This window comes from Algoriphagus sp. Y33 (assembly GCF_014838715.1).
In the GTDB taxonomy this organism is placed as follows: Bacteria; Bacteroidota; Bacteroidia; order Cytophagales; family Cyclobacteriaceae; genus Algoriphagus.
On sequence record NZ_CP061947.1, the window covers coordinates 5,901,252 to 5,925,645 of the forward strand.

Annotated in this window: 19 protein-coding genes and 1 tRNA gene; 11 read left to right on the forward strand and 9 right to left on the reverse strand. The window is 42.8% G+C overall.

Annotation, left to right across the window (positions count from 1 at the left end; all coding sequences use genetic code 11):
- The first annotated feature begins 273 nt into the window (after positions 1 to 273).
- The 3 genes from ID165_RS24305 to ID165_RS24315 all read left to right on the forward strand — a co-directional run bounded on the left by ID165_RS24305 (position 274) and on the right by ID165_RS24315 (position 3,574).
- Positions 274 to 777 carry a DUF4199 domain-containing protein gene (locus ID165_RS24305; protein WP_192347978.1) on the forward strand — a complete coding sequence of 168 codons (504 nt, stop codon included), beginning with the start codon at positions 274 to 276 and terminating at the stop codon, positions 775 to 777.
- A 63-nt stretch (positions 778 to 840) separates the two neighbouring features.
- Positions 841 to 2,538, forward strand: coding sequence for a 1-acyl-sn-glycerol-3-phosphate acyltransferase (locus ID165_RS24310; RefSeq protein ID WP_192347979.1), 1,698 nt, complete (start codon positions 841 to 843; stop codon positions 2,536 to 2,538).
- Positions 2,516 to 3,574 (forward strand): NAD(P)H-dependent glycerol-3-phosphate dehydrogenase, encoded by a 1,059-nt coding sequence (locus ID165_RS24315; RefSeq protein ID WP_192347980.1) that lies wholly within the window; start codon positions 2,516 to 2,518, stop codon positions 3,572 to 3,574. The genes ID165_RS24310 and ID165_RS24315 overlap by 23 nt, the downstream gene beginning before the upstream one ends.
- Positions 3,575 to 3,652: 78 nt before the next feature.
- On the opposite strand, the gene ID165_RS24320 is transcribed toward ID165_RS24315, so the two are convergent.
- Together ID165_RS24320 and fbp are read right to left on the reverse strand one after the other, a co-directional pair.
- Positions 3,653 to 4,819 carry a PQQ-dependent sugar dehydrogenase gene (locus ID165_RS24320; protein ID WP_192347981.1) on the reverse strand — a complete coding sequence of 389 codons (1,167 nt, stop codon included), beginning with the start codon at positions 4,817 to 4,819 and terminating at the stop codon, positions 3,653 to 3,655.
- Between the two features lie 168 nt (positions 4,820 to 4,987).
- On the reverse strand, positions 4,988 to 6,025 hold the full coding sequence (gene fbp, locus ID165_RS24325; RefSeq protein ID WP_192347982.1) for a class 1 fructose-bisphosphatase: 1,038 nt from the start codon (positions 6,023 to 6,025) through the stop codon (positions 4,988 to 4,990).
- Between the two features lie 57 nt (positions 6,026 to 6,082).
- Between fbp and ID165_RS24330 the strand changes: the two genes are divergently transcribed.
- Together ID165_RS24330 and ID165_RS24335 are read left to right on the forward strand one after the other, a co-directional pair.
- On the forward strand, positions 6,083 to 7,351 hold the full coding sequence (locus tag ID165_RS24330; RefSeq protein WP_192347983.1) for an aspartate kinase: 1,269 nt from the start codon (positions 6,083 to 6,085) through the stop codon (positions 7,349 to 7,351).
- Positions 7,352 to 7,437: 86 nt separating this feature from the next.
- Complete coding sequence (locus tag ID165_RS24335; RefSeq protein ID WP_192347984.1) at positions 7,438 to 8,562, forward strand: Gfo/Idh/MocA family protein; 1,125 nt, start codon at positions 7,438 to 7,440, stop codon at positions 8,560 to 8,562.
- Between the two features lie 168 nt (positions 8,563 to 8,730).
- On the opposite strand, the gene ID165_RS24340 is transcribed toward ID165_RS24335, so the two are convergent.
- Positions 8,731 to 9,216, reverse strand: a complete 486-nt coding sequence (locus ID165_RS24340; RefSeq protein WP_192347985.1) for a low molecular weight protein-tyrosine-phosphatase — start codon at positions 9,214 to 9,216, stop codon at positions 8,731 to 8,733.
- Positions 9,217 to 9,409: 193 nt separating this feature from the next.
- Between ID165_RS24340 and ID165_RS24345 the strand changes: the two genes are divergently transcribed.
- The 5 genes from ID165_RS24345 to ID165_RS24365 all read left to right on the forward strand — a co-directional run bounded on the left by ID165_RS24345 (position 9,410) and on the right by ID165_RS24365 (position 15,138).
- Complete coding sequence (locus ID165_RS24345) at positions 9,410 to 10,654, forward strand: 3-deoxy-D-manno-octulosonic acid transferase (RefSeq protein WP_192347986.1); 1,245 nt, start codon at positions 9,410 to 9,412, stop codon at positions 10,652 to 10,654.
- A 133-nt stretch (positions 10,655 to 10,787) separates the two neighbouring features.
- Complete coding sequence (rsgA, locus tag ID165_RS24350; protein ID WP_192347987.1) at positions 10,788 to 11,711, forward strand: ribosome small subunit-dependent GTPase A; 924 nt, start codon at positions 10,788 to 10,790, stop codon at positions 11,709 to 11,711.
- Between the two features lie 61 nt (positions 11,712 to 11,772).
- The gene (locus ID165_RS24355; RefSeq protein WP_192347988.1) at positions 11,773 to 12,264 is read left to right on the forward strand and encodes a phosphoribosyltransferase family protein; all 492 of its coding nucleotides are present in this window, start codon (positions 11,773 to 11,775) and stop codon (positions 12,262 to 12,264) included.
- Positions 12,265 to 12,269: 5 nt separating this feature from the next.
- Entirely contained in the window at positions 12,270 to 13,091 is an 822-nt protein-coding gene (gene panB / locus ID165_RS24360; RefSeq protein ID WP_192347989.1) for a 3-methyl-2-oxobutanoate hydroxymethyltransferase, read from the forward strand.
- A 127-nt stretch (positions 13,092 to 13,218) separates the two neighbouring features.
- Positions 13,219 to 15,138, forward strand: coding sequence for a PQQ-binding-like beta-propeller repeat protein (locus ID165_RS24365; protein ID WP_192347990.1), 1,920 nt, complete (start codon positions 13,219 to 13,221; stop codon positions 15,136 to 15,138).
- Between the two features lie 79 nt (positions 15,139 to 15,217).
- On the opposite strand, the gene ID165_RS24370 is transcribed toward ID165_RS24365, so the two are convergent.
- The 5 genes from ID165_RS24370 to ID165_RS24390 form a co-directional block, all read right to left on the reverse strand.
- A complete protein-coding gene (locus ID165_RS24370; protein WP_192347991.1) occupies positions 15,218 to 16,423 on the reverse strand; it encodes a glycoside hydrolase family 57 protein in 1,206 nt (401 codons plus the stop codon).
- Positions 16,420 to 17,706: a glycosyltransferase family 4 protein gene (locus ID165_RS24375; RefSeq protein ID WP_192347992.1), complete on the reverse strand. Its 1,287-nt coding sequence runs from the start codon at positions 17,704 to 17,706 to the stop codon at positions 16,420 to 16,422. Before ID165_RS24375 ends, ID165_RS24370 begins: the two co-directional genes overlap by 4 nt.
- Before the next feature lie 10 nt (positions 17,707 to 17,716).
- On the reverse strand, positions 17,717 to 19,633 hold the full coding sequence (locus tag ID165_RS24380; protein WP_192347993.1) for an amylo-alpha-1,6-glucosidase: 1,917 nt from the start codon (positions 19,631 to 19,633) through the stop codon (positions 17,717 to 17,719).
- A gap of 345 nt (positions 19,634 to 19,978) precedes the next feature.
- Positions 19,979 to 20,054: transfer RNA gene (locus ID165_RS24385), tRNA-His, on the reverse strand.
- 76 nt (positions 20,055 to 20,130) lie between these two features.
- Positions 20,131 to 21,474 carry a dihydroorotase gene (locus ID165_RS24390; protein WP_192347994.1) on the reverse strand — a complete coding sequence of 448 codons (1,344 nt, stop codon included), beginning with the start codon at positions 21,472 to 21,474 and terminating at the stop codon, positions 20,131 to 20,133.
- A 47-nt stretch (positions 21,475 to 21,521) separates the two neighbouring features.
- Between ID165_RS24390 and ID165_RS24395 the strand changes: the two genes are divergently transcribed.
- Entirely contained in the window at positions 21,522 to 22,895 is a 1,374-nt protein-coding gene (locus ID165_RS24395) for a DEAD/DEAH box helicase (protein ID WP_192347995.1), read from the forward strand.
- 88 nt (positions 22,896 to 22,983) lie between these two features.
- On the opposite strand, the gene ID165_RS24400 is transcribed toward ID165_RS24395, so the two are convergent.
- Complete coding sequence (locus ID165_RS24400) at positions 22,984 to 24,285, reverse strand: amidohydrolase (protein ID WP_192347996.1); 1,302 nt, start codon at positions 24,283 to 24,285, stop codon at positions 22,984 to 22,986.
- Positions 24,286 to 24,394: the final 109 nt, after the last annotated feature.

Below are 24,394 nucleotides of genomic sequence, written 5' to 3' on the forward strand. Positions count from 1 at the left end.
TTGATGCCGTAAAAATAATACCCTTTCTCTCATTGACAAGGGATTGGGAGCATAGCTGTAGCAATCAATCGAAAATGAGGTTGATTTTAATAAATCGAGGACGATGCAAGCGAAATACAGAGGGATGATTATCCACATTGTGAGATTGTCCGTCCGATGACAGGCAGGCACCCCGTTTCCTTCGTCGCGGGATAGGTTATGACCATTAAAAAAACACTTAGTGAACAAATGAAATTTTGTATTAGTGATTTTGCATTCCTAACCCATGGAACTATGAGAAATATTAAGATTGAAATCAAATGGGTGTTAATTTTTATAGTAATGATGCTGGCTTGGGTGTTCTTGGAGAAATCTATGGGATGGCATAATGAGAAGATTGAAGACCATGCCGCCGTGCCTAGCTTGGTAGCAATTCCTGCGGTTTTGATCTATATTTTTGCTTTGCTGGATAAAAGAAAGAATTTCTATCACGGCGTGATTAACTATTATCAGGGATTCATGGCAGGTTTGGTGATTACTCTGATTGTGGCGATTTTGAGTCCATTTTCTCAATACATCACCAGTGAATTTATTACTCCTGATTATTTTACCAATATTATTAATTACTCTGTGAGTACAGGTGAGATGACTCAGGAGGAAGCTGATTCCTACTTTAATTTACAAAGCTATATGATCATGTCTGTAGTGGGAGCTTTAATTATGGGGATTGCTACCTCAACTGTTGTGGCTGTCATTGTGAAATCGAAATCCAAACCTTCTGCTTTTTCTTCCGAATGATCATTCGTAGTGAAAAGGGCTTTTTCACTATCTTTGATTAGATTTTTAACAAAAACCAGCCACTTGGAGGAGAAATACATTAAGCATAAGTACGAACCGATTCACCCCAGCAAAGACGAATGGCCGGTAGTGAAGCTAGCGAGGGAGCGGAAGGAGTTTGTGAAAAAGGTAGCTGATCTATCAGAGGATAGAATTCTCAAGCTCACAGGCAATAATCCTGACATTCTCAAGGAAGAGTTAGAAACCACGCTTTATCGTGAAAAACTCCGGATAAAGCAGAATGCGTGGGTAGTAGATCCGGATGACGATGGTTCTTTTTGGAGTGGCGTGAAATCTTCGCTGGTGCAAATCAGCACTGAGTCAGCGCGAAGTAAAGTAAAGAGGTTTCAGGAGTATAAGGCAGTACTGAATAGTATCACAGCTCGCTATGCGGAAGAAATTGCAAGTAATTTCAAGGCTACGCATTATAAATTCACCAGATCTGTAGTCACTTACGGCTTTTCACGACTGTTGAATGCGGCTCGTGTCAAGGGTTTTAAGTCTATTTTCAGTAATCAGTACACACTTCAGGATAAAATCCAGATTACGGGTGAAACAGATCAGTTGAGAGACTTGGCTACCAAAGGAACGGTGGTGATGGTGCCTACGCATTTCAGTAATCTTGACAGTATCTTGATTGGTTGGGTGATTTCCGTTTTGGGATTGCCGCCGTTTATCTATGGAGCAGGTTTGAATCTCTTCAATATTTCCATTTTTGCCTACTTTATGAACTCACTTGGTGCTTATAAAGTGGATAGAAGAAAGAAAAACCTAATGTACTTGGAGACGCTCAAGACGTATTCTAAGGAAGCTATTCAGTTTGGCTGTCATAGTTTGTTTTTTCCCGGAGGTACAAGATCCCGTAGCGGGATGATCGAATCGAAGCTGAAACTTGGGCTGCTGAGCACCGCAATCGAAGCCCAGCGGGCAAACTTTGAGAATGGGCTGAATGATATTTCGGGCAAAATTTTCATCGTGCCTGTGACGATCAACTACCACTTTGTGCTGGAAGCTCCGGGTTTGATCCGGGATCACTTGAGTATCACGGGACAAGAAAGATATTATAAGGAGAATGATGAGTTTTCGAATTCATACAAGATTTCAAAGTTCCTGATCAAATTTTTCACCAAAGGCTCTGATATCTCAGTGTCGGTAGGTAAGGCAATGGATGTGCTTGGGAATTATGTAGATGTGGATGGAAGGAGTTTGGATAAGCATGGGCGTATAATTGATACGCGGGATTATTTTATTTCCGATGGCAAGGTTTCCGTGGATAATCAGCGTGAGGAAGAGTATACGAATATGCTGGGCAAGCGAATCGTCGAGGAATTTCACAAGATCAACCGGGTATTCAATTCTCATTTGGTGGCTTTTGTGGCATTTGAACTTGTCAAAAGGCAAAACAAGAAGCTGGATCTGTTTGATTTACTAAGGCTTCCTGAAGAGGATATAAGTATTTCTTACGAGGAGTTCAAAGTGAACTGTCAGCTGGTGCTGGATAAAATCAACGAGCTCAAGTCTCAGAAACTAATCAATACAGCACCACACCTTTCACGTGATATGGAAGAAATAATCAAACAGGGAATAGACAACGTAGGGATGTATCATGCCAAGCGGCCAATTATTCAAGATAAAAATGGCGATATAGGTACTGACGACATGAGTCTGCTTTACTATTACCACAACAGATTAACAGGATATGGATTCGAAAAACTCTTCTAAACCAAAGTATATCGGCGTGATCGGGGTTGGGAGCTTTGGTGCGGCAATAGCTAATATTCTTGCAGCCAAGAATCCAGTGATGGTGTATGCAAGAAAGCAGGAAGTGGTGGACGAAATTAATTCGGTTCATACAGCCCAAGGAAAAGAATTAAGTAAGAATATAATCGCGTCAAATGACCCGGAACAACTTGCCAAAAGCTGTGATGTGCTGTTTTTCATGGTTCCCTCGTCCGGTTTTCAGGATGTGGTAAGAACTTTCTCTCCTTTCCTTTTTCCATATCATTTGATCATTCATGGGACGAAAGGGCTTTGCTTGAATCTACAGTCGGGTGAAATGCTGGAAACAGTGAAGCGGATCAAACGTAGTCAGATCTTGACCATGAGTGAAGTGATTCTTCAGGAAACTGTCGCTGTACGGGTAGGGTGCTTGGCAGGGCCTAATCTCTCCAAAGAGCTTTCTCAGGGACAGCCTGCCGCTACAGTGATCGCGAGTAAATACAATGAGGTGATACTGGAGGGACAGAGCCTATTGAGATCTGAGAAATTTCAGGTTTATGGAAACTCCGATATTATCGGCGTAGAGATCAGTGGTGTGTTGAAGAATATTATTGCGATCGCTTCAGGAGCTTTGGCAGGTTTGGGATTGGGGGAAAATGCAAAAGGGCTACTGATTAGTAGGGGAATGGTAGAGATGATTCACTTGGGTAATGCACTTGGTGGAAGTATCAAGTCTGTCATGGGATTGGCAGGAATAGGTGATTTGGTTGCTACCTGCAATTCAGTTCATTCCAGGAATTTTACGGTAGGATTTAGGCTTGCCAAAGGAGAATCGCTGGACACTATAGTCGGTGATATGGAAGAGGTAGCAGAGGGAATCAATACAGTAAGAATCATCAAAGCGTTTTTGGAAACCGCAGATCTGAGAGCACCCATCACTGAGAATCTTTATCGGGTACTCTTCGAAGATCTGGAAATTGAAGACGCACTACAGTTTCTGATGAAATACCCCTTTAATGTGGATGTAGATTTCGTGTAGATCTTTAATAAAAATCCGTATAAAAAATCCTCTTTTGAACTGCTCAAAAGAGGATTTTTTTATGCGTTTTTTACTTACTTATTTAATAATTGGAATCAATTTCACCATCAATCCACTGCCTTGGGTGATTGCATAGATGTAGCCGTCCGGACTTTGAGAAACCTGGCGTACCCGACCGATATCCTGAAGCATCACCTCTTGGGATAAAGCTTTTGATCCATCCATGTCCACTCGATTGATGTGCATTTTGGCCAGTGCTCCAATTAGTATATCGCCCTTCCATGCAGGATACTTGTCTGAAGTTACCATCGTTATACCTGAGGTGGCAATGGACGGAACATAATAGGTCAAAGGTTGCTCCATTCCTTCTTTTTCCTGGATATCTGATATGGGGGTTCCATCATAGTCTATGCCCCACGTGATCACCGGCCAGCCGTAATTTTTGCCTTTTTCGATCAGGTTCAACTCATCACCACCTTGAGGGCCATGTTCGGCAGCGTACAGCTTATTGTTTTCCTTGTCGAAATACATTCCTTGGGGATTTCTGTTGCCAAAAGTCCAGATCGAAGGCATAGCCCCTTCCGTAGCTACAAATGGATTGTCTGTCGGGATTCTTCCGTCGTCATGAATTCGGTGGATTTTTCCATGGGAATTAGTTAAGTCTTGGGCATTGGAAGGAGTGTCTCCACGCTCTCCGCTGGAGTAGTAAAGATAACCATCATTGTCAAATACGATTCGACTTCCCAGATGTCTACCGCCTTTCCAAGCAGGCAGAGACTGGATAAGTTCTTCTTGATTGACAGCATTGTTGCCTTCCAATTTGAATCTCATGATAGTAGTAGAAGAAGTGCTATCAGGCATCGGTTTGCCATAGGATATATAGATCCAGCCATTTTCATCGAAATTAGGATGAGCTGCTATATCCAAAAGTCCAGATTGGTTTACTGTCCAAACTTCTGGAAGTCCCTGGATTTTCTCTCCTGTAAACTTATCGTCTTTGAAAATCAGAACTTCACCTTTTTTCTCAGTGACCAGCATTCTGCCGTCAGTAAGCCAGGTCATTCCCCAAGGGTTATCAAACTCTGTATAGAGCGTGTCGACGTTGACCGGCATCTTTTCAGTTTGAATGGCATGGGTCTCGTCGATAGGCTCGACTTTAACTTCTTCTTTTGAAGAACATGAAGTCCAACTAGACAGTCCAGCAGCCAGAAAGGCAATAGGCAAATAGCGATTGATAGTTTTCATCTGTTTATAATTGTTTTTTAGCTGCCGGATGGAATCTTGCATGGGGGAAATAATCATCGTAGCGTGTGATCTCGTAGATACGGGACCATGTTCGATTTCATAGCATATAAATGAGAATGCAAGATAAACGACATTTTACGATTCCTGTGTTTTTTTTACACCTACTGCTTATAGAAGGGGCTTTTCTACAGCTGATGACATCATTGATTCTGCTTCTTTTACCATGTCGGAAGAGCCAATCAATAGAGGGGTTCTTTGGTGAAGGGACGTCGGTATGATCTCCAGAATTCGTTGAGTTCCATCTGTAGCCATTGCGCCGGCTTGCTCTGCGATCAATGCCAATGCATTGGCCTCATAGAGCAAACGAAGCTTTCCTGAAGGATTCTTTTTGGTAGCAGGGTACAGGTAGATTCCGCCTTTTAGTAGGTTTCTATGGAAATCAGCGACAAGGGAGCCAATGTATCTTGCTGCGTATTTTCTTTCCTTGCATTCGTTGACATAAGCCTTGATTCCTTCTTCCCACTCTTTTTGGGTTCCTTCATTTACGGAGTAGATTTCCCCGTTTTTTGGAGCCTGAATATTTGGATGGGAAAGGAAGAATTCACCTAGTGATTGCTCATAAGTGAAGCCGTTCACCCCAAAGCATGTAGTGTACACCAGCATAGTGGAAGAGCCATAGAGTACATATCCTGCCGCAACCTGCTCTGTGCCTGCCTGCATGATATCTTCTGTTTGAATAGGGCTTCCGACAGGGGTTCTTCTGCGGTAAATAGAGAAAATCGTCCCTATGCTGATGTTGACATCAATATTTGAGCTTCCGTCAAGCGGGTCAATGGCCACTACATACTTGCCTGAACTGTTTTGTAAATCAATGACAGAATCTTCCTCTTCTGAAACTATGGCACAGACTTCGCCACCTTTACTCAAGGCACGCATAAATCGAATATTTGCTATGACATCCAGTTTTTGCTGCTCTTCGCCTTGTATGTTGACTTGGCCGAAAGCTCCTCCGATGTTCGATAGTCCTGCACGTGTAGTTTCACGATTTACTATCTTAGCGGCTAGTGCTATGTCTCGCAGCAGTTGTGAAAGTTCGCCTGAAGCAAAAGGGAAATCGCTTTGCTTGAGTTTGATGAAGCGGTCAAGTGTAGTACCTACAGAGTAGGCCAAACCGCTTTGATCTGGCTGATAAGGTAGAGTTTTCATATATTGGAATAGTTCAATTGGTGGTTTGATTCTCTTGAAAAATAAGCAAATATTTTAATGACCAAAACTCAAATTTACAAATTTGGAGGGGCATCAGTAAAAGATGTGTTTGCAGTGCAAAACTTGGCTGTTATTCTCCGTAATCGATTGCGAAATAATTTTGTGATTGTGGTCTCAGCCATGGGGAAAACCACCAATCACTTGGAGAATATTCTGTCTCTCAAATTGGAGAATCGGGATTATTCTATGAATAGTACAATTTTAAAAAGCTTCCATTTAGATATTTGCACGGCGTTGTTTCCGCAAGGACATGTGGTTTTTCCGAAAATCGAGAATTATTTCATCCAACTCCATCATGCGCTTGAAAAGCCTATTTCCAAGGACAACTACGATGAGTATTATGACCGGATAATCGGTTTTGGTGAATTGCTTTCTTCACGGATAGTGATGGAGTATTTATGCTCTCAAAATTTACTTGTTCTTTGGCAAGATGCCCGGGAGCTGATATGTACCGATAGTGATTTCCGCTTTGCGAAGATAAATTGGGAGAGGACCCGTGCTAATTGCCAGTCTCAACTGAAGCCAAAGCTGACACAGTTTCCCGTTTTGACTCAGGGGTTTATCGGGGCTGATAATATAGGCAGACCTACTACATTGGGACGGGAGGGCTCAGATTTCACCGCTGCGATTTTGGCTGCGAGTCTTGAAGCAGGATCTGTCACCATCTGGAAAGATGTTCCCGGTGTTCTGAATGCAGATCCGAAGATTTTTGTAGGGACCACTCTTTTTGCTGAGTTGGATTACGGGCAAGCTGCAGAAATGACTTTTTACGGTGCATCTGTGATTCATCCCAAGACAATTAAGCCCTTGGCAAATTCAGGCATCCCGCTTTTTGTGAAGTCTTTTCTCAATCCGGATGAGCCGGGGACTAAAATCTATTCGCGGGCCAAGGCTGAACAGGTACCCACATTTATTTTGAAAAAGAACCAGGTCCTTGTGAGTTTTAAAGTGACAGACTTCACCTTTATTGAGGAGAAACATATCCATCAAGTTTATGAACAATTGCAGGGACTAAAGCTGCGCGTGAATATGCTACAGACTTCTGCAATTTCCATCTCTATAGTGATCGATTCCCAGTTGTTTAAGCTGGAGAAACTGCTTTCAAAGCTTAATAGGCATTTTGAAATTAGGTATAACGAAGGACTTGAGCTACTCACTGTACTTCATCCGAAAAATGATTCTATATCAACGCTATTAGAAGGCTATGAGGTGCTATTAGAGCAAAGCACAAGGAATACGGTTCAGATCGTCCGAAGGATAAAATAAGCTTTATAAAAGTCATTTATGAATGGGTGAGGGTATTTGGACAAAAATCAATATTTTCAGGTTATCCGAACTCAAAAACCTAAATCATGAAAACCAGAAGATTATTTTTGCAAAAGGCCAGTCTGTCAGCTATGGCATTGGCTGTACCTGCTTTTAACCCTCTTTCAGCTATGACAAATTCTATGAATATTGTTTCCAAAGATTCCGAAGTACTTCGAGTTGCCATTATGGGCTTGGGAAGCTATGGTACAAGAGTCGCGGAAGCGATTCAAGATTGTAATCGTGTAAAACTTGTTGGAGTGATCAGCGGCACTCCTTCCAAAGTGGAAGATTGGAAATCAACCTATAATATCCCTGCTAAGAACTGTTACGATTACGATAATTTCGATGCGATAAAAGATAATCCTGATATCGATGCCGTATACGTAATCACTCCCAATGCCTTGCACAAAGATCAGGTAATCCGGGTGGCAAAAGCTGGGAAGCATGCTATCTGTGAAAAGCCTATGGCTATCAGTGCAGAAGATGGGCAGGCCATGGTAGATGCTTGTAAAACAGCCGGCGTTCATCTACTGATAGGTTATCGTATGCACTTTGAGCCGAATACACTGGAAGTGATCAGGATGCGTAAAGATGGAGAATTGGGAGAAATTCGATTCTTCCAGGGCTTATGTGGTTTTGTGATCGGCGACCCAACTCAGTGGCGCTTGGATCGGATACTTTCAGGTGGAGGAGCGATGATGGATATTGGGATTTATGCTATTAACGGAGCAAGATATATGATAGGCGAAGAGCCGATATGGGTGACCGCTCAAGAGGTGAAAACCGATTCTGAAAAATTTAAAGAAGGAATAGACGAGACGATTACCTTCCAACTTGGCTTTCCTAATGGGGTGATTGCTTCATGTCTTTCCACCTATAACATGAATAATCTGGATAGATTTTATCTCAATGGCAGTAATGGCTGGGTAGAAATGCAGCCTTCCACTGGCTACGGGCCTATTGAGGGGCAGACTCATGCCGGTCCCCTGACAGAACCCATTGTTACTCATCAGACTGTACAGATGGATGAGATGGCTGCAATTATTTTTGAGGGGAAACAACCTGAAGTCCCTGTAAATGGTGAAGAGGGCGTAAAAGATATGAAAATTATAGATGCAATTTTCGAGGCTGTGAAAACGGGTGAGAAGGTGGCTTTAAACTTAAGTTAAGGCATATTGGCAATCGGCCTATTTTACCAATTGATAGATTCATTTAATTAAGGGAAGATAGGCCGTTCCAACAAGATTCAGATATACAAGTAACGGAAATGGGCGTAGAAACCTTGCTGATTTTAAAAATCCATTCAGTATAAATAACTGTATGTGAGGTTGTTATGGTTAGGCGTAGAGCTGGTGAGTGGCTTTTACCTGGGTAAGAAAACTATCGATAGCTTCATCCAAAATCTGATATATTTCCTCAAATCCTTCTTCTCCACCATAGTACGGGTCAGGAACAGACATCCCCTGAGTCTCAGCCACAAAATTCCGCATCAGGTGGATTTCTTTGTCAGCAAAGCCGTATCGTACTTTTAGATTGTTTAGATTTCGTAGGTTATTGTCATCCATTGCCAAGATGTACTCAAAATCTCTAAAATCCGTGCGGTTTACTTGCCTGCTTCGATGATAGAGTGGGAGATTGTATTTGGAAGCACATTTTATTGTCCGTTCATCAGGCAGTTCACCAATGTGAAAATCAGAAGTCCCGGCACTATCACATTTGAATTGTGACTCCATGCCTGCTAGCTTTACTTTGCTATTGAAAATAGCTTCAGCTAAGGGAGACCTGCAGATATTGCCAAGACAAACAAATAAAACTCTAATCATATTGCGTTAACTCTGAACTTAACTAGCTTCTTGAAAAAACGAGGGCTTTGTAAAGTAGCAAATTCTATGGGGAAATGCACGGTACAGTTGGTGTTTTTTTTGTCAAAAAGCATAAAACTGACTACTAATAATCCTTCAAGGTGTAAATTATTGTGAATAAAACTATTTCCAGTCAAATGGCTACTTTTGACGAATGAAATGGATTTATAGAATCGGGATATTTTTTGCCAGGATACTTTTGCCCCTGGCAGGACTGTTTATCCCCAAAATTAGGCATTTCTTAGCTGGGAGAAAAAATCTATTTCAGAGACTAGAAGGTTTCAGATCCAAAAGCCCAGGTGAGTTGGCGTGGTTTCATGTGGCTTCTTTAGGAGAATATGAGCAGGCAAAACCTGTCATTGCTGAATTGAAGCAGGTGAGTCCCAGTTATTTAATTGCAGTAAGTTTTTTTAGTCCATCAGGCTTTGACAACGTGGTCAAGAAGCCGCAACCCAATGTTGATTTTATCACCTATATGCCTCTGGACAGCAAAAAACAAGCAGAAAAATTCGTTACTGTTTTGAACCCCAGCCTTACTTTTTTTATCAAGTATGATCTTTGGTATCACCATATAATGGCTGTCAAAGCCAGAGAAATACCGCTTTTCCTTTTTTCAGCGGCTTTCCGACCGGATCAAATCTATTTCCGGAGAGATGGGTTTTTTAGAAACATTCTGTTTCAATTCGACTATATTTTTTCCCAAAATCAGGCTACATTGGACTTACTGAAATCAGTTGACTATCCGAATGCGAGTGTTGCCGGTGACACGCGTTTTGACCGAGTGGCTGAAACTGCAAAGAACTATAAAGAGTTTCCAGAACTGGTTAAATGGGTAGGGGATAGGCCGACTATAGTAGCGGGATCTGTATGGCAAGAGGACATGGATCTCTTGATCCCCTTGATGAATGCCAATCGGGATTACCGGTGGATTATTGCGCCGCATGATTTGAATCCTGAGCCAATGAACCGTTGGTCTGAACATTTGTCGCTGAAAACTTCCAAGTATTCTCAATGGGATCCGGAATTTTGTCCAGATGTACTTTTTATTGATAATATTGGGATGCTAAGTTCATTGTATCAATTTGCCAGAGTGGCCTATGTGGGCGGTGCTTTTGGCAAAGGACTTCATAATATTTTGGAGCCCTTGGGTTTCGGTGTCCCGGTGATTTTTGGCAAATTAAGAAGATTAACTAAATTCCCTGAATCAGCTGAAAGTCAGGAGAATGGATGTGGATTTGAGGTCAGTGATGTAGAAAGTTTGAGGGTGGTTTTTGAGAGATTGGAACAGCCTGATTTTTATGGGCAAAGTACTGATTCGGCTCAAAAATGGGTAAAAATGAATATAGGCGCAGCGGCGAAAATTATTAATAAGGTGGAAAAGTTGACTTCTAAGGCATGAAATCGAGCATGATTAGGTGCAATAAAGAGGTTTGGTTTTTAACTATGCAACACTCCCTGTCTGTAGTGCAGGCGGGCATCCCGTTTCCTACGTCGCAGGACAGTTTATGGCCATTGAAAGAAATTAGAAGCATATGAAAGGAAGAGTGATTAAATCCACTGGGAGCTGGTATTTGGTGCAGTCCGACGGAGAAGTCGTTGCTTCAAGATTGAAGGGGAAGTTTAAGCAGGACGACCTTAAGTTGACCAATCCAATTGCTGTGGGGGACTGGGTGTTATTGGCAAAAGAAGAAAATCAGGAGACTGCAGTGATTTCGGATATTTTACCCAGAGAGAATTATGTGATCCGAAAGTCAACCCGAAAGCAGCATTTTTCCCATATCATTGCCAGCAATCTCGATCAGGCGATTCTTGTCATTACAATGAAAAGTCCGAGGACATCCTTGGGATTTATAGATAGATTTTTGGTCAGCACAGAGAGCTTTCGGATTCCGGCAATCTTGGTTGTGAATAAAATGGATCAAATGTCAGGAGAGAAGGCGGAGGATTGGCTATTGGATATTCACAAGATCTATGAGCCTCTGGGATATCAGGTAATTGAAGTGTCTGCCCTCAAAGAAGAGAATCTGAAGGATAAATTCAATTCGGTCTTAGCCGGTAAGTCAACTTTAATCTCGGGACATTCTGGAGTGGGGAAGTCTACCTTGCTCAATGCACTGGTTCCCGAAGCAGCTCAGCATACCAAAGAGGTTTCCGGATTTACTTCCAAAGGGGTGCATACCACTACTTTCGCCGAACTTTTTGCCTTAGAGAACGGCGGTGATCTCATCGATACTCCGGGGATCAAGGAGTTTGGGATTTTGGATATAGAGGATAACGAACTTTCCCATTATTTTCCGGAAATGAGAAAATACCTGGGACAGTGCAAATACAATAATTGTCAGCATGTGAACGAACCCGGCTGTGTAGTGATCGACAAGGTAGAGGCAGGATTCATTCATCCTTATCGCTACGAAAGTTATTTGAATATCCTCAATGAGGAGGATGACTACAGATAAGCTGTTTGTTTGATTTTGAATCCAAGTAGAATTGGCCTAATTTTCATTTTTGAAAAATACCATGAGCGAAGTACTCAATCACCAGCAGATAAAGAAGAAAATAACCCGGATGGCTTATGAGATTTACGAAAGAAATCTCAACTCTAAAGGCGTTGTGTTTGCGGGGATTTCCGGAATGGGAGGAACCCTGGCCCAACTTCTTGCTGCAGAGCTAAAAGCAATCTCTCCACTTACAATTGAGCTGACCGAAGTTATTTTGGATAAAGTCCATGTTGCTTCGGAGCAAGTACAGCTTTCCGCTGCAATAGATTTGCAGGGAAAAACCCTGATTTTGGTGGACGATGTGCTAAACACCGGAAAAACGTTGGTGTATGCGATGAAGCCTTTTTTGGAAGAAGAACTATATAAAATGGAAATAGCAGTGCTGGTCAATCGCAGCCATGGTCTTTTTCCGATTCGGCCGGATTACACGGGTTTCGAACTTTCCACTACGCTCAATGAACATATCAAGGTAGATTTCTCAGGAGACAATTACTTCGTTTATCTACACTAATTACTATGTCAGTACATTCCTCTGCAAACGTAAAAAGAATCACTACGCACATTCTTCAGGAGATGAAGGACCGTGGTGAGAAGATCTCAATGCTCACAGCCTATGATTATTCCATGGCCAAAATCGTGGATGCAGCGGGGATCGATATTATTCTCGTGGGAGATTCTGCTTCCAATGTTATGGCGGGTCATGAGACTACCTTGCCTATTACGTTGGATCAGATGATTTATCATGCCTCTTCTGTAGTAAGAGCGGTGAGCAGAGCTTTCGTGGTAGTTGATATCCCTTTTGGTAGCTATCAGGGGAATAGCTCTGAGGCTTTGCGGTCAACTATCCGGATCATGAAAGAATCAGGCGCCCATGCTATAAAAGTGGAGGGTGGGTCTGAGATCAAAGAATCCGTAGCGAGGATACTAAGTGCTGGAGTACCTGTAATGGGGCACTTGGGATTGACTCCCCAGTCGATTTATAAGTTTGGGACTTACACTGTGAGAGCTAAAGAAGATACTGAAGCATCCAAGCTTTTGGAGGATGCAAAGCTTTTGGAAGAGTTGGGATGCTTCGCAATAGTGGTGGAAAAAATTCCTGCGGACCTGGCGAAGAAAGTAGCCGAATCAGTGTCCATACCAATTATCGGAATAGGTGCAGGAGGCGGTGTGGATGGTCAGGTGCTGGTCGTGCATGATATGCTGGGAATCACTCAGGAATTCAAGCCGAGATTTTTGAGGCAATATGCCGATCTACAGGGAATTATGATGGATGCCTTTGGCCAATATATCAAAGATGTGAAGAATAAGGACTTTCCAAATGAGCAGGAGAGCTATTGAGAATCGATGAGCTAAGCATAGAGGCTGTCTCATAGGAGAGACAGCCTTTTTTTGCCAATATGTAGGGCAGATGCCGTATGGTGTACGGCATGACCATCTCATAATTTTGGGTAAAATCTCTTTAATTATGAAAAAGCCCTACTCATTAAAAAAAATAACCTGCTTGAGCCTCGTCCTGATTTTAACTGCTTTGACTTCAAGTTTTGCACAAGAACCAGCTTGGAAAGTGACGCTGGACAAAGGGGTGGAGTGGACAAGGTACACACCTAATAAGATTCTCTTGATTGGAAGTTCCGATTGGGGGCTGCACGGTGTCGACGCTAACACAGGCAAGTTGTTGTGGTCCAACGAAGATCTGTATAATTCCGCCAAAGCCATTAAAGGTGCTGATGGCAAAAATCAGAAATACACTGAAGCGCTTATACACGTGTTAACGGATGATTCAGATCCCACTGTATCGGATTTTGCGGTGGTGAAATATTCTGACTTTGCGCTGGTCAAAAACTTCGTTGTACTAAATATACGCACTGGAGAGGTCGTCACGTCACCGGCCAAAGCAGGCATGCCAACCCAAAAAGTGCTCACTTCACTTAGAGCATTAGGTTCGGAGACAGCCACATTTAATTATGGGGGGACAGCCTACATCCCTGAGCTAAAAGCTGTGATGATCACGGGAAACTGGATCGACATTAAGGCTCAAGGTACTCCGGCGCATCAATTGACAAAATTGATTGACCTGAAGTCCGGAGATGAACTGTGGGGCAATGATCAGGTGAGCTCTAATTTTGAGCCTACGGTCACGCAGGATGGTAATCTCTTTTTGCTGGCAGATGATATTGCGTCAAAAATCGATGCGAAAACGGGGACAGTCCTGTGGTCTTACTCTGTTGCGGATAAGAAGAACTCATTCCAGTCTTTTGGGGCGAATTTGGATCTGACTGAAGGCTATATCTACCAGAAAAAAGGAGGTAGAGGATTGCTTACTGCTCTGGATCTCAATTTAGGAAATGTAAAATGGGAAAAGGAGCTTTCTTCTAAAGACATTCCCATACTCAATGCTGAGTACTATGGAGTAATAGCGGCAGATGAGAAGAACTTTACGCTGTTTGATGCGGAATCAGGAGAAGTAAAGTGGACCGCCAAAAAATTAGATGGAGTAGTGGTGGATATGGGCGGGAATCACGGAATTGCTGTGGGAGAAAAAGACAAATACCTCACTGTATTGGATAAGAACACGGGCGAAGAGAAGTGGTCTGAAAAAATCAAGGGAATTGAAATTGATCAATTGACCGGAACGGGAATTATGTATCGGAATGGAGATGGGTCTATCGGACTTTTTGGTTTTGATGGAAAACCGCTCTGGGATGGCAAGAATATGATCAAAGGAGAGACGATTTTAAGAGCCAAGCCTGGGATGGACCGAGAGATTTTCTACGCAGACGGGAAAATATATCATGTAGATTTGATCAGCGGAAGTAAAAAAGTCATTATAGATGATATCAAATTCCAAGAGAAAGAATCTCCTGATAATCTGGAGCATACTGGGGCAAATTTTGTTCTTTCTTCCAGTCAAAATATGATGGGGTTCGATGAAACTGGCCGGGTACTCTACCAAAATCACTGGCCTTCTCCGAAAATATCACTTGCAGGCAGGATAGCTTTGCGTACGATTCAGGTGGCAGCATTGGCGATGACTGCCGCATCTTCAGCAGCAGCGGGAGCAAATCACAATACCTACTCCAATGTGAGCTACAACAAGTATGGAGAAGATTATAAGCGACAGGCAGATTTTTATGCAAACTTAGCGAATGGGATGGCTCAAGCGGCAGGAAAAAGATTCAAGGCAACCAAATCCAGAGGAGTAAATACTTTTATTTTGACAGATGTGGGCGGGGGGAATGGTCTGGTTCGAGTGGACAAAGCGAGTGGTAAAGCCACGGGAAAAATAGAATTGAATGATAAAGAGCCACTGTTCGATTCAGACCCTGAAAATGGAATGATATTTTACAAACCGTCCAAGAAGGAGGTTCACGGTTACATGTTCTAAGCTGGAAATAGGGCTATTTAAGCAGAAAGACCGACAATCGTCGGTCTTTCTGCTTAAAATTAAAATATGGAGATGTAAGTTAAGCTTTAGGAATCACGGATTTTTCCTTCACCCTGATCATAAAGTCACTGAGTACATTCATGTAGTTAATAAATGCTTCATATGGGGACTCGTATGGACTGAAATAAGCGTGAATATCTCCATCAGAAAAGAATTTGGTACACATATAGTAAAAGTGATCACTTGTTTGCAGATATGTCCAGTCCCGCTGAATATCTTCATCGTCTATATCTTTCACCAGTTTTTCCATTTCATACAACCTATCAAAAGCCTCGTCTTGCAGATCGTTGCCTAGCCAAGCTGTCAGATCCCGCTCTTCATCAGCCCACGAGATGGGAATGGGTACATGGATTTTTCCTACCGGCGAGATTTTGGAAGCAATTTCTGAAGGAGTAGAGAATGTGAAGTTGGTGTGGCTGAAAACCGCATCAGGGAGTGACTTCATAAATTCGAAAATACCGGTTTCTGCCCATTGGTGCTCACCGAAAGTTTCATAATCCATAAAGAGATTTATAGTTTCTTCTTCTTTGGGGACGTTGTTGATCCATTTGACGAACTTATCCGTAGTAAGCGGATAGTCATCCCAGCTTTTATTTCCAAATCGGAAAGCGATATCATCAGAAAGCTGGAAATTCTTCAGTAATACTTTTAGATTGGGGTTAATGCTGTTGCAGTACACATAGTTGGGGCTTTTCCATCCGAGTATGTGCTTTGCTCCTTCAGTGAGTATGGCCTCAAAACCCATTTCTGCCACTGTAGCACCGATCTGATCTGAATAGATTAACTCGGTATTTCTAAACACTTTAGGCTGGTAGCCATTGAAGAGTTTCTTTATTTTTTCCTGATGCTTTTTGACCATGCTCTGAAATTCTTCCTTACTCTTCAATGCTGCAAGCGTATGTGCATAGGTTTCGTTTAGTAATTCACAATGACCTGTTGCCACTAGCTTTTGAAAACTCTCCAGAACATCGGGAGCGTAGGCTTCTAGCTGGTCGAGAAAAACACCCGACATAGAAAAGCTCACTTTAAAAGCTCCGTTATACTTATGTATCATTTCCAGTAGCAAGGCATTCATTGGGAGGTAGCATTTTTGTGCTACTTTTCTCATGATGCTACGATTGGAAAAATCGTCCCAATAGTGATGATCGTCCCCGATATCAAAAAAACGATAAGGTTTCAGGCGGTATGGCTGATGAACCTGAAAGTAAAAGCATATGGTTCTCATGGTTTCTGTGGTAATGTTTGTTGGTACACAGTGACAAGCTTTTCAGCCACATGCTCCCATTTTAATTTTTTTAATTCTTCAGTTCCAAGTTCTTTGAACATCCTGGAAATACCGTCATAATGAAGCAATGCAAAAATCGCATCAGCCATTGAGTCTATATCCCAAAAATCAATTTTGATCGCATTATTGAGGACTTCTGCTACTCCGGATTGTTTGGAAATAATCACAGGGGTGTTGTGACGTACAGCTTCTAGAGGTGAAATGCCAAATGGCTCAGATACAGACGGCATCACATAGACATCTGAGATGGCATACATGTGATCCACATCATCGCCTTTGAGAAAACCTGTGAAATGAAACTTAGTACCCATCCGTAGCTCTGCTACCCGGTCAATCATCCTATTTAATAAATCTCCGTTTCCAGCCATTACAAAACGGACATTGGGGTCTCTTTCTATGACTTTTTTAGCTGCTTCTACAAAGTATTCCGGTCCTTTTTGAAAAGTTATTCTTCCCAAGAAAGTCACGATCTTTTCCGGCACTTTCTTTTGGTAGCTGGATTTGATAATGCTTGCATCCAAAACAGCGTTGTGCAGTACTGTTATCTTCCCCGCAGGAACACCATATTTTTTGACAATTATATTCTTGGTCAGTTGACTTACCGCCACTATATGGTCGGCGGCATGCATTCCCGCTCTTTCAATATCGTACACTACTTGATTGACGGATTCGCCCGAGCGGTCAAATTCAGTAGCATGCACATGAGCTATCATAGGCTTGCCGCTGATTTCCTTTGCTGCAATGCCCGCAGGGAAAGATAGCCAGTCGTGGGCATGGATAATGTCATGTTCTTTCGCTTTGGAAATGTGTGCTGCAACGAGGGCATAGCGGGAAACTTCCATCATCAGGTCCTTTCCGTATTTGCCGCTGAATTCAAATTTGGTGGAGAACACGCTTTCATCTACGTCAGTCCTGTCATGAATAGCGTAATCGGTATATTTCCTAAATTCTTCCGGCCCCAGATACGGAACCAGAAAACTACTTACTTCTAAGTAAGTAAGGTTTTTCCAGAATTTCTTAAATCGTTTTTCGCGGTAATCTATAGTGATGTCGCTCGCATTGACAAAATCTGCCAGCGGTTCTTCATCGCCCCATAGTTTAGGCACCACAAATATGATGTCTTGATGGTGATGAGCCAGACCCTTGACCAAGCCGTAGCATGCCGTTCCTAGACCTCCTGAAATATGTGGCGGAAATTCCCACCCAAACATTAGCACCTTCATAAAAAGTCTTTTATATCTTCTTGACCAAATCCATCATTCTAAGCAATTCTGATACACTCCAAGCCTGAGAAATGGCTCCTTTAGGACGATGGGGAGGATCTCCATCGTATATTTCCGCCACTGCCCCCACTCCATATTGTGTCATTACTCCGTCAAAACCCTTTACGATTTTTTGGATAAAATTCTCTCCGGACTTACCATGGAGTTTAATATAGCCTTCTACAAAATGCCCCAATGGCCAAACCCATACAGTACCGTTGTGATAGGCTTCATCTCTGCTGATTTGATCTCCGAAATAGTAGCCTTTATATCCGGGTTCATCAGGGGAAAGTGAGCGCATTCCACGGGGAGTTAGAAGTTTTGATTTTGCAGTCTCTAGTACCTGGTCGCATTTGTCGTCGCTGAGCATTACGTATGGTAACGAAGTCGCAAAAATCATGTTTGGCCGTATTGCCCAATTTTTCTCTTCACCATCTACGTAATCTGCCAGATGGCCATATTCATCTGACCAAAACACTGCCTCAAATGTTTCTTTGATTTTTGAAGCATGTTTTATGGCATCTTCATCGCCTGTCAGCTCATGGTAAAAGCATAACGCATTATACCAAAGTGCCTGTATTTCCACAGGGCATCCTTTACGCTGGGTGACGGGGCCGTCAGGCGTCACCGCATCCATCCAGGTAAGGGCTTTTCCGTCTTCTCCGCCATACACCAGCCCATTCTCCAAAATATGGATGTTGAAGGCTGTCCCCTCGAGATAGCCATCGATGATCCCTTTCATTTTTTCGAGGTATCGCTCTTTGATGGTTTTGCTGTCTCCGGTATATATGATGTATTGTTGCAGCGCCCAGAAGTACCAAAGCGGGGCATCTATTGAATTCATATTGGTGGTCACACCACTCCCGACATTAGGGAATAGAGGTCCTTTCAGATCCCTGGACATAGTGTCCATGATGTCGAGAAATGTTTTGGAATCTCCCATGGTAAGCGTAAGGCCGGGAGCTGCTACAAAAGTGTCTCTTCCCCACCAGCCAAACCATGGATACCCTGCGATAACTCTAGTGTCACCGTCACGCTTCCTTAAAAATTGTCCTGCTGAGTTTTTGAGACAGTTCACAAAATTGCTTCTGGGAATTCTTCTTGCGATCTCTTTCTCGAAGGCACTTTGGCGTGTTTTCGGATCTGCTTCTGTCAATCCTGCCGAAAATATGACAGACTCGCCCTTTTCAATGTCAAATTCGAAATATCCGGGAACGTACAAATCTTCCTGATAATCATATCCCCGCTCTCGCTCTAAGATGTATTCAATCTTATAGTACCAATCAGGGGCAGGTACAAAATCTGCTTTTTTTGAGACTTGCAGGTAAAGTGGGTCGTAAGCTTCGTAAAGATGAAAGACTGCTCCATTAGGAGCTTTTTTGTATTTCTTGTTTATATAGTTATTTGCCTTAGAAAGGTCGTGATACCCTCTGAATGCCAAGAACGGCTGAACCCTTATTTTAGTAGGAGAGTGTGCGTCTAATAAGGTGTATCTAATCATCAGACGATCTCTGTTGGTATCCAAGATCAATTCTTTTTGCAAAAGAACCCCTCCTACACGGTATGTTAATTTTGGAATGGGCTCAGAATCAAAATCTTCAAGATATTTATGCCCTCTTGGAGAATAATTACCCGGGAATTTGCTGATGCCCAAATTAAAACTTGCCCCACGTTGGATTACCGTTTCGTGGACGGTAGACAGCATGACGTGGCTTTGGGAGTCAATTTGTGGTTGAGGGACCACCAGCAGTCCATGGTATTTGCGGGTATTACAACAAATGATCGAAGTGCTGGTGTAGGCACCCGAACGGTTGGTTCTGATGATCTCTCTTTCAAGAGAATAATTCAGATTGATTAGTTGTGTTTTATCGAAATGGATATAACTCATGCGGGAAAAATTCTATGTCGTTAAAAATAGAGTTTTGCGCCGACAAGAAAAATGAAATGGAAAAAAATAAAGGTTATGTTTCCATAACCTTTTGATTTTGTAGAAATAATCAGGAATGAATCGCTTCTTTTTGGATTTCTTCGAAATTTCTAAGCGATTCTTCAAATTTCATCAAGTAGTTTTTTGCCATCCTTATATTGATAGGTTTCACTTGAGGGAATTTTGGCGAAGTTTTGAACAAAGTAAACATCTGAAGTTGGTTTAGTTCTGGCAGGTTTTATCAAATGCTGTGCCAATAGAGGCTTTTATAAATAAGAAAGCCCCTCGAATTGAGGGGCTGATGATGGGTGAAAGACCGGGTTCGAACCGGCGACCTCTGGATCCACAAACCAGCGCTCTAACCAGCTGAGCTACAATCACCATTTAGTCATCTGGATAGGTTTCTTCCAAATGGTCTGCAAAAGTAATAATTATGCTGAATTGGCGCAAGATGATTTCTAAATTTTTCTTGAAAAATTTAGGCGCTTACCTTTCTTGTCTTCGTGGAATGCTCCGTTTTCGTACGCTAGATGTCCAGAAACGACTGTGTGTGTGACTTTTGACTTAAAGACATGGCCCTCGAAAGGAGACCAGCCACATTTGGATAAAATATTTTCCTTGGAGACTTTCCATGGATTATTTAGATCCACCAATACCAAATCTGCATAATAGCCGGCTCGGATAAATCCCCTGTCCTTAATGTTAAATAGTATGGCTACATTATGACTCATTTTCAATGCAATTTTCTCCAAACTGATTTTGCCCTGATGATAGAAGTCAAGCATGGCGACTAAACTATGCTGATTAAGCGGCCCGCCGGAAGGGGCTTTGGTGTAAACCTGGTCTTTTTCCTCCAGCGTATGTGGGGCATGATCTGTGGCGACTACATCGATGGTGCCGTCCAGCATTGCATTGAAAATTGCTTCCCTGTCTTTAGCTGTTTTTACAGCAGGGTTCCATTTGATAAGATTTCCTTTGGTGTCATAATCCTCCTCGGCAAACCACATGTGGTGGATGCAGGCTTCAGCAGTTACTTTTTTCTCTTCCAGCGGAATGGTATTGGTGAAAAGTTCCAGTTCTTTTGCCGTACTGATATGAAGAATATGAAGACGTGCGCCATGTTTTTTTGCCATGGCCACAGCTCGGCTGGATGCATCGTAGCAGGCTTCTTCGGATCTGATTTTCGGATGGAATTTTACAGGAATATGATCACCATAGATAGATTTGAACTCATCGAGATTCGCTTTGATGATGTTGTCATTTTCGCTGTGGATGGCGATGATGGCTTTGCACTGTTTAAATATTTCTTCTAAGGATTCGATGTTGTCTACTACCATGTTTCCTGTGGAAGATCCCTGAAAAATCTTTAGTCCGCATACTTCATCGAAATCAACTTTCATAATCTCGTCCAGATTGCTGTTTGTAGCCCCCATGAAGAAAGAATAGTTGGCCAAAGAAACCTCAGAAGCTCTGGAATATTTTTGTTCCAAGAGCTCCACAGTTGTTGCTTGAGGTACTGTGTTAGGCATTTCCATATAGGATGTGGTACCGCCAGCGACCCCGGCTTTTGCTTCTGTATATATCTCGGCTTTATGGGTGAGTCCAGGCTCTCTGAAATGTACCTGATCATCAATTACTCCGGGGAAAAGATGTTTTCCCTTAGCGTCGATATGAATGTCAGCCTTCTCCATACTGAGATCTTCTCCTAATTTTGAGATTCTTCCATTTTCTACCAACACATCGCCCGGACTTATCCGGCCTTCATTGACTATATTTGCACCGGTGATCAGAATACTTTTCATCTTTACTCCTTTTAGGATTTTACTAGTTCAACCAAAATTAACGAATCATGAGCAATGAGGCCTCAACTTTTGAAGCATTTAAGCTAAATAGACAGCTATTGAATGCAGTGGCGGATGCGGGTTACACTCATCCTACGCCTATTCAGGAAAAGGCGATCCCACTTGCGCTTGCCGGACACGATGTGCTGGGAATTGCTCAGACAGGCACAGGGAAGACTGCTGCCTATGTACTGCCGCTTCTAATGAAGGTGAAATATGCGCAAGGTGACCACGCCAGAGCTGTGATTTTGGCGCCCACTCGTGAACTGGTGATGCAGATAGAAGAGGTAGTGCTGCAGATGGCAACTCATACCGATCTGAGAATGGTGGCGCTCTACGGTGGTTTGGGGCCAAAGACTCAGATTGAAATTTTGGAAAAAGGAGTTGATATTATCGTTTCTACACCCGGAAGATTTCTTGATATCTATAGGAAAGGGAAAATATTGACCAAGGAAATCAAAACCTTGGTTTTGGATGAAGCGGACAAAATGATGGATATGGGCTTTATGCCACAGATCAGATCTATTTTAGAAATCATCCCTATCAAGAGGCAAAACTTGCTGTTCTCCGCAACTTTTGGTGAGCGTATAGACAGATTTGCAGCAGAGTTTCTGGAGTTTCCGGAGCGGGTGGAAGTAACTCCACAAGCCACCACGGCTGAGACGATCGGGCAGGTGAAGTATTTGGTGCCAAATATCAAAACGAAACTGAGTCTACTGGCTCATTTATTTAAGAATGAGGAATTCAGTAGAGCCATAATTTTTACCCGATCAAGAAAAAATGCGGAAGAGGTGTTTGCCTTTCTAAGTCATCGTAGCTATGGTGAGGTGCGTGTGATTCACGCGAATAAGGGACAAAATACCCGTATTAATTCTATTGAGGATTTCAAAGGCGGGGATGTACGTATTTTGGTAGCCACCGATGTTGCATCCAGAGGATTGGATGTGACTATGGTATCTCATGTGATCAACTTCGATGTGCCTTTGATCTATGAGGACTATGTACATAGGATAGGTAGAACGGGTAGGGCGGAGCAAGAAGGCAAGGCAATCAGTTTTGTCAATCCTGCGGAAACCTATCATTTCGAAAAGATCGAAGAGATCATCCGGATGAAAGTAGAAGAGGCGGAAATACCCGGTGAGGTGGATGTGACTGCTACTCCTTATGAAGAAAAGCAAGCTTATGCGCGTGAGCTTGATCGCCTGCTACAACGGGACAATCCTGATTATAAGGGAGCTTTTCATGAGAAAAAGGAGCATAAAAAGCCAAATCCTCATTTAGAGCAGCAAGAGAAAGAGAAAAAGCGTGGAAATAAAAACTCCAAGGCCAAAACCAATAGAAATCAACTGAAGACAAAGCACCAGAAGAATAAGGGGAAGTAAGCCTAAACCGGAACAATAAGTATTGCAAAAACCCGATTCATTACGAATCGGGTTTTTTAATTTCTAGCTACTTCTATCTATCTACTCGCTACTTATTATGTTCCATATAATCCACCACAAAGTAGCTCAAGGTTCGCATTCCAAGTACAAACCCACCTTCGTCTATGTAGAAGCCCGGTGTGTGATGGGAAGGAGTGGTGAGTGGGTCACCGCCTTTTTTCATTCCCCCGAGAAAAATGAACACACCGGGTTTTTCCCGCTGGAAAAAGCTGAAATCTTCTGCTCCAGTCACTGGGTTGAGATAGATAAGGTTTTCTGCGCCCGCTGCGGCTTCCAATGATGGCAGCATTTCTTTTGTCAGATCGGGATGGTTTACAGTGGATGGATATAGTTTCTCGATCTTCAGATCTACTGTAGCTCCGGCACTTTCGGCAATATTGGTCACGATCTCCGTGATGCGCTTGTGTACTAATTCCTGCTGCTCATCTCCAAAAGTTCGCACGGTACCGATCAACTTGACTTCTTCAGGTATAATGTTGTGGCGGATTCCTCCATGTATGGCTCCTATAGTCACCACGGCAGGATTTTGCGTGACATTTACACTTCTAGAGAGAATAGTTTGCAGTCCCATGATGATTTGCGAACTAGCCACAATCGGATCCACACTCGACCACGGATACGCACCATGGGCTTGTACGCCTTTTACGGTTATTTCCAGGTTATCCACAGCTGCCATTACGGGACCGGATCTGTAGCCAATCTTCCCTACTTCTGTTTGGGAATTGATATGCAAGCCAAAAACAGCGTCCACATCCTCCATAATGCCTTCTTTCACCATAAGTTCCGCCCCTGCTATCTCTGCATCATAGACTCCTTCTTCGGCCGGTTGGAAAATAAATTTCACAGTTCCTTCCAAGTCATCTTTCATCCCGGCGAGAACTTCGGCCGCCCCCATGAGGATAGCTACATGTGAATCGTGACCACAGGCGTGCATTACCCCTGTTTCTTGACCGTTGTAGGTAGCAGTATTTACAGATTTGAACGGCAAATCATTCCGCTCTGTCACAGGAAGTGCATCCATATCAGCTCTGAGTGCTACGGTCGGCCCGGGTTTTCCGCCCTTCAACACACCAATTACACCGGTCACCGCTACCTGCTCGGTGACTTCTATGCCAAGGGAGCGCAGATGATCTGCGACTTTCTTTGCCGTACGAAACTCTTGGTTTCCCAGTTCAGGATGCATGTGGATATCCCGTCGCCATTCAATCACTTTGGATTCAATGGAATTTGCCTTGGTGTCGATAGCCTTGTGGAGTTCTGTTTGGGCTGAAAGATTTCCGGTGCCCATGATCATGGGGCACAGCAGTAGGGGGAATAAAAGTTTTTTCATAGTCGGTGGTTTATATTATGTAATCCAAATTTATAAAAATGTGCCAATGCTCAAGCTTTTTGGAGGGATTTGGAAGCAAACTCTTTTTATAAAAGAACTATTTCGGCTA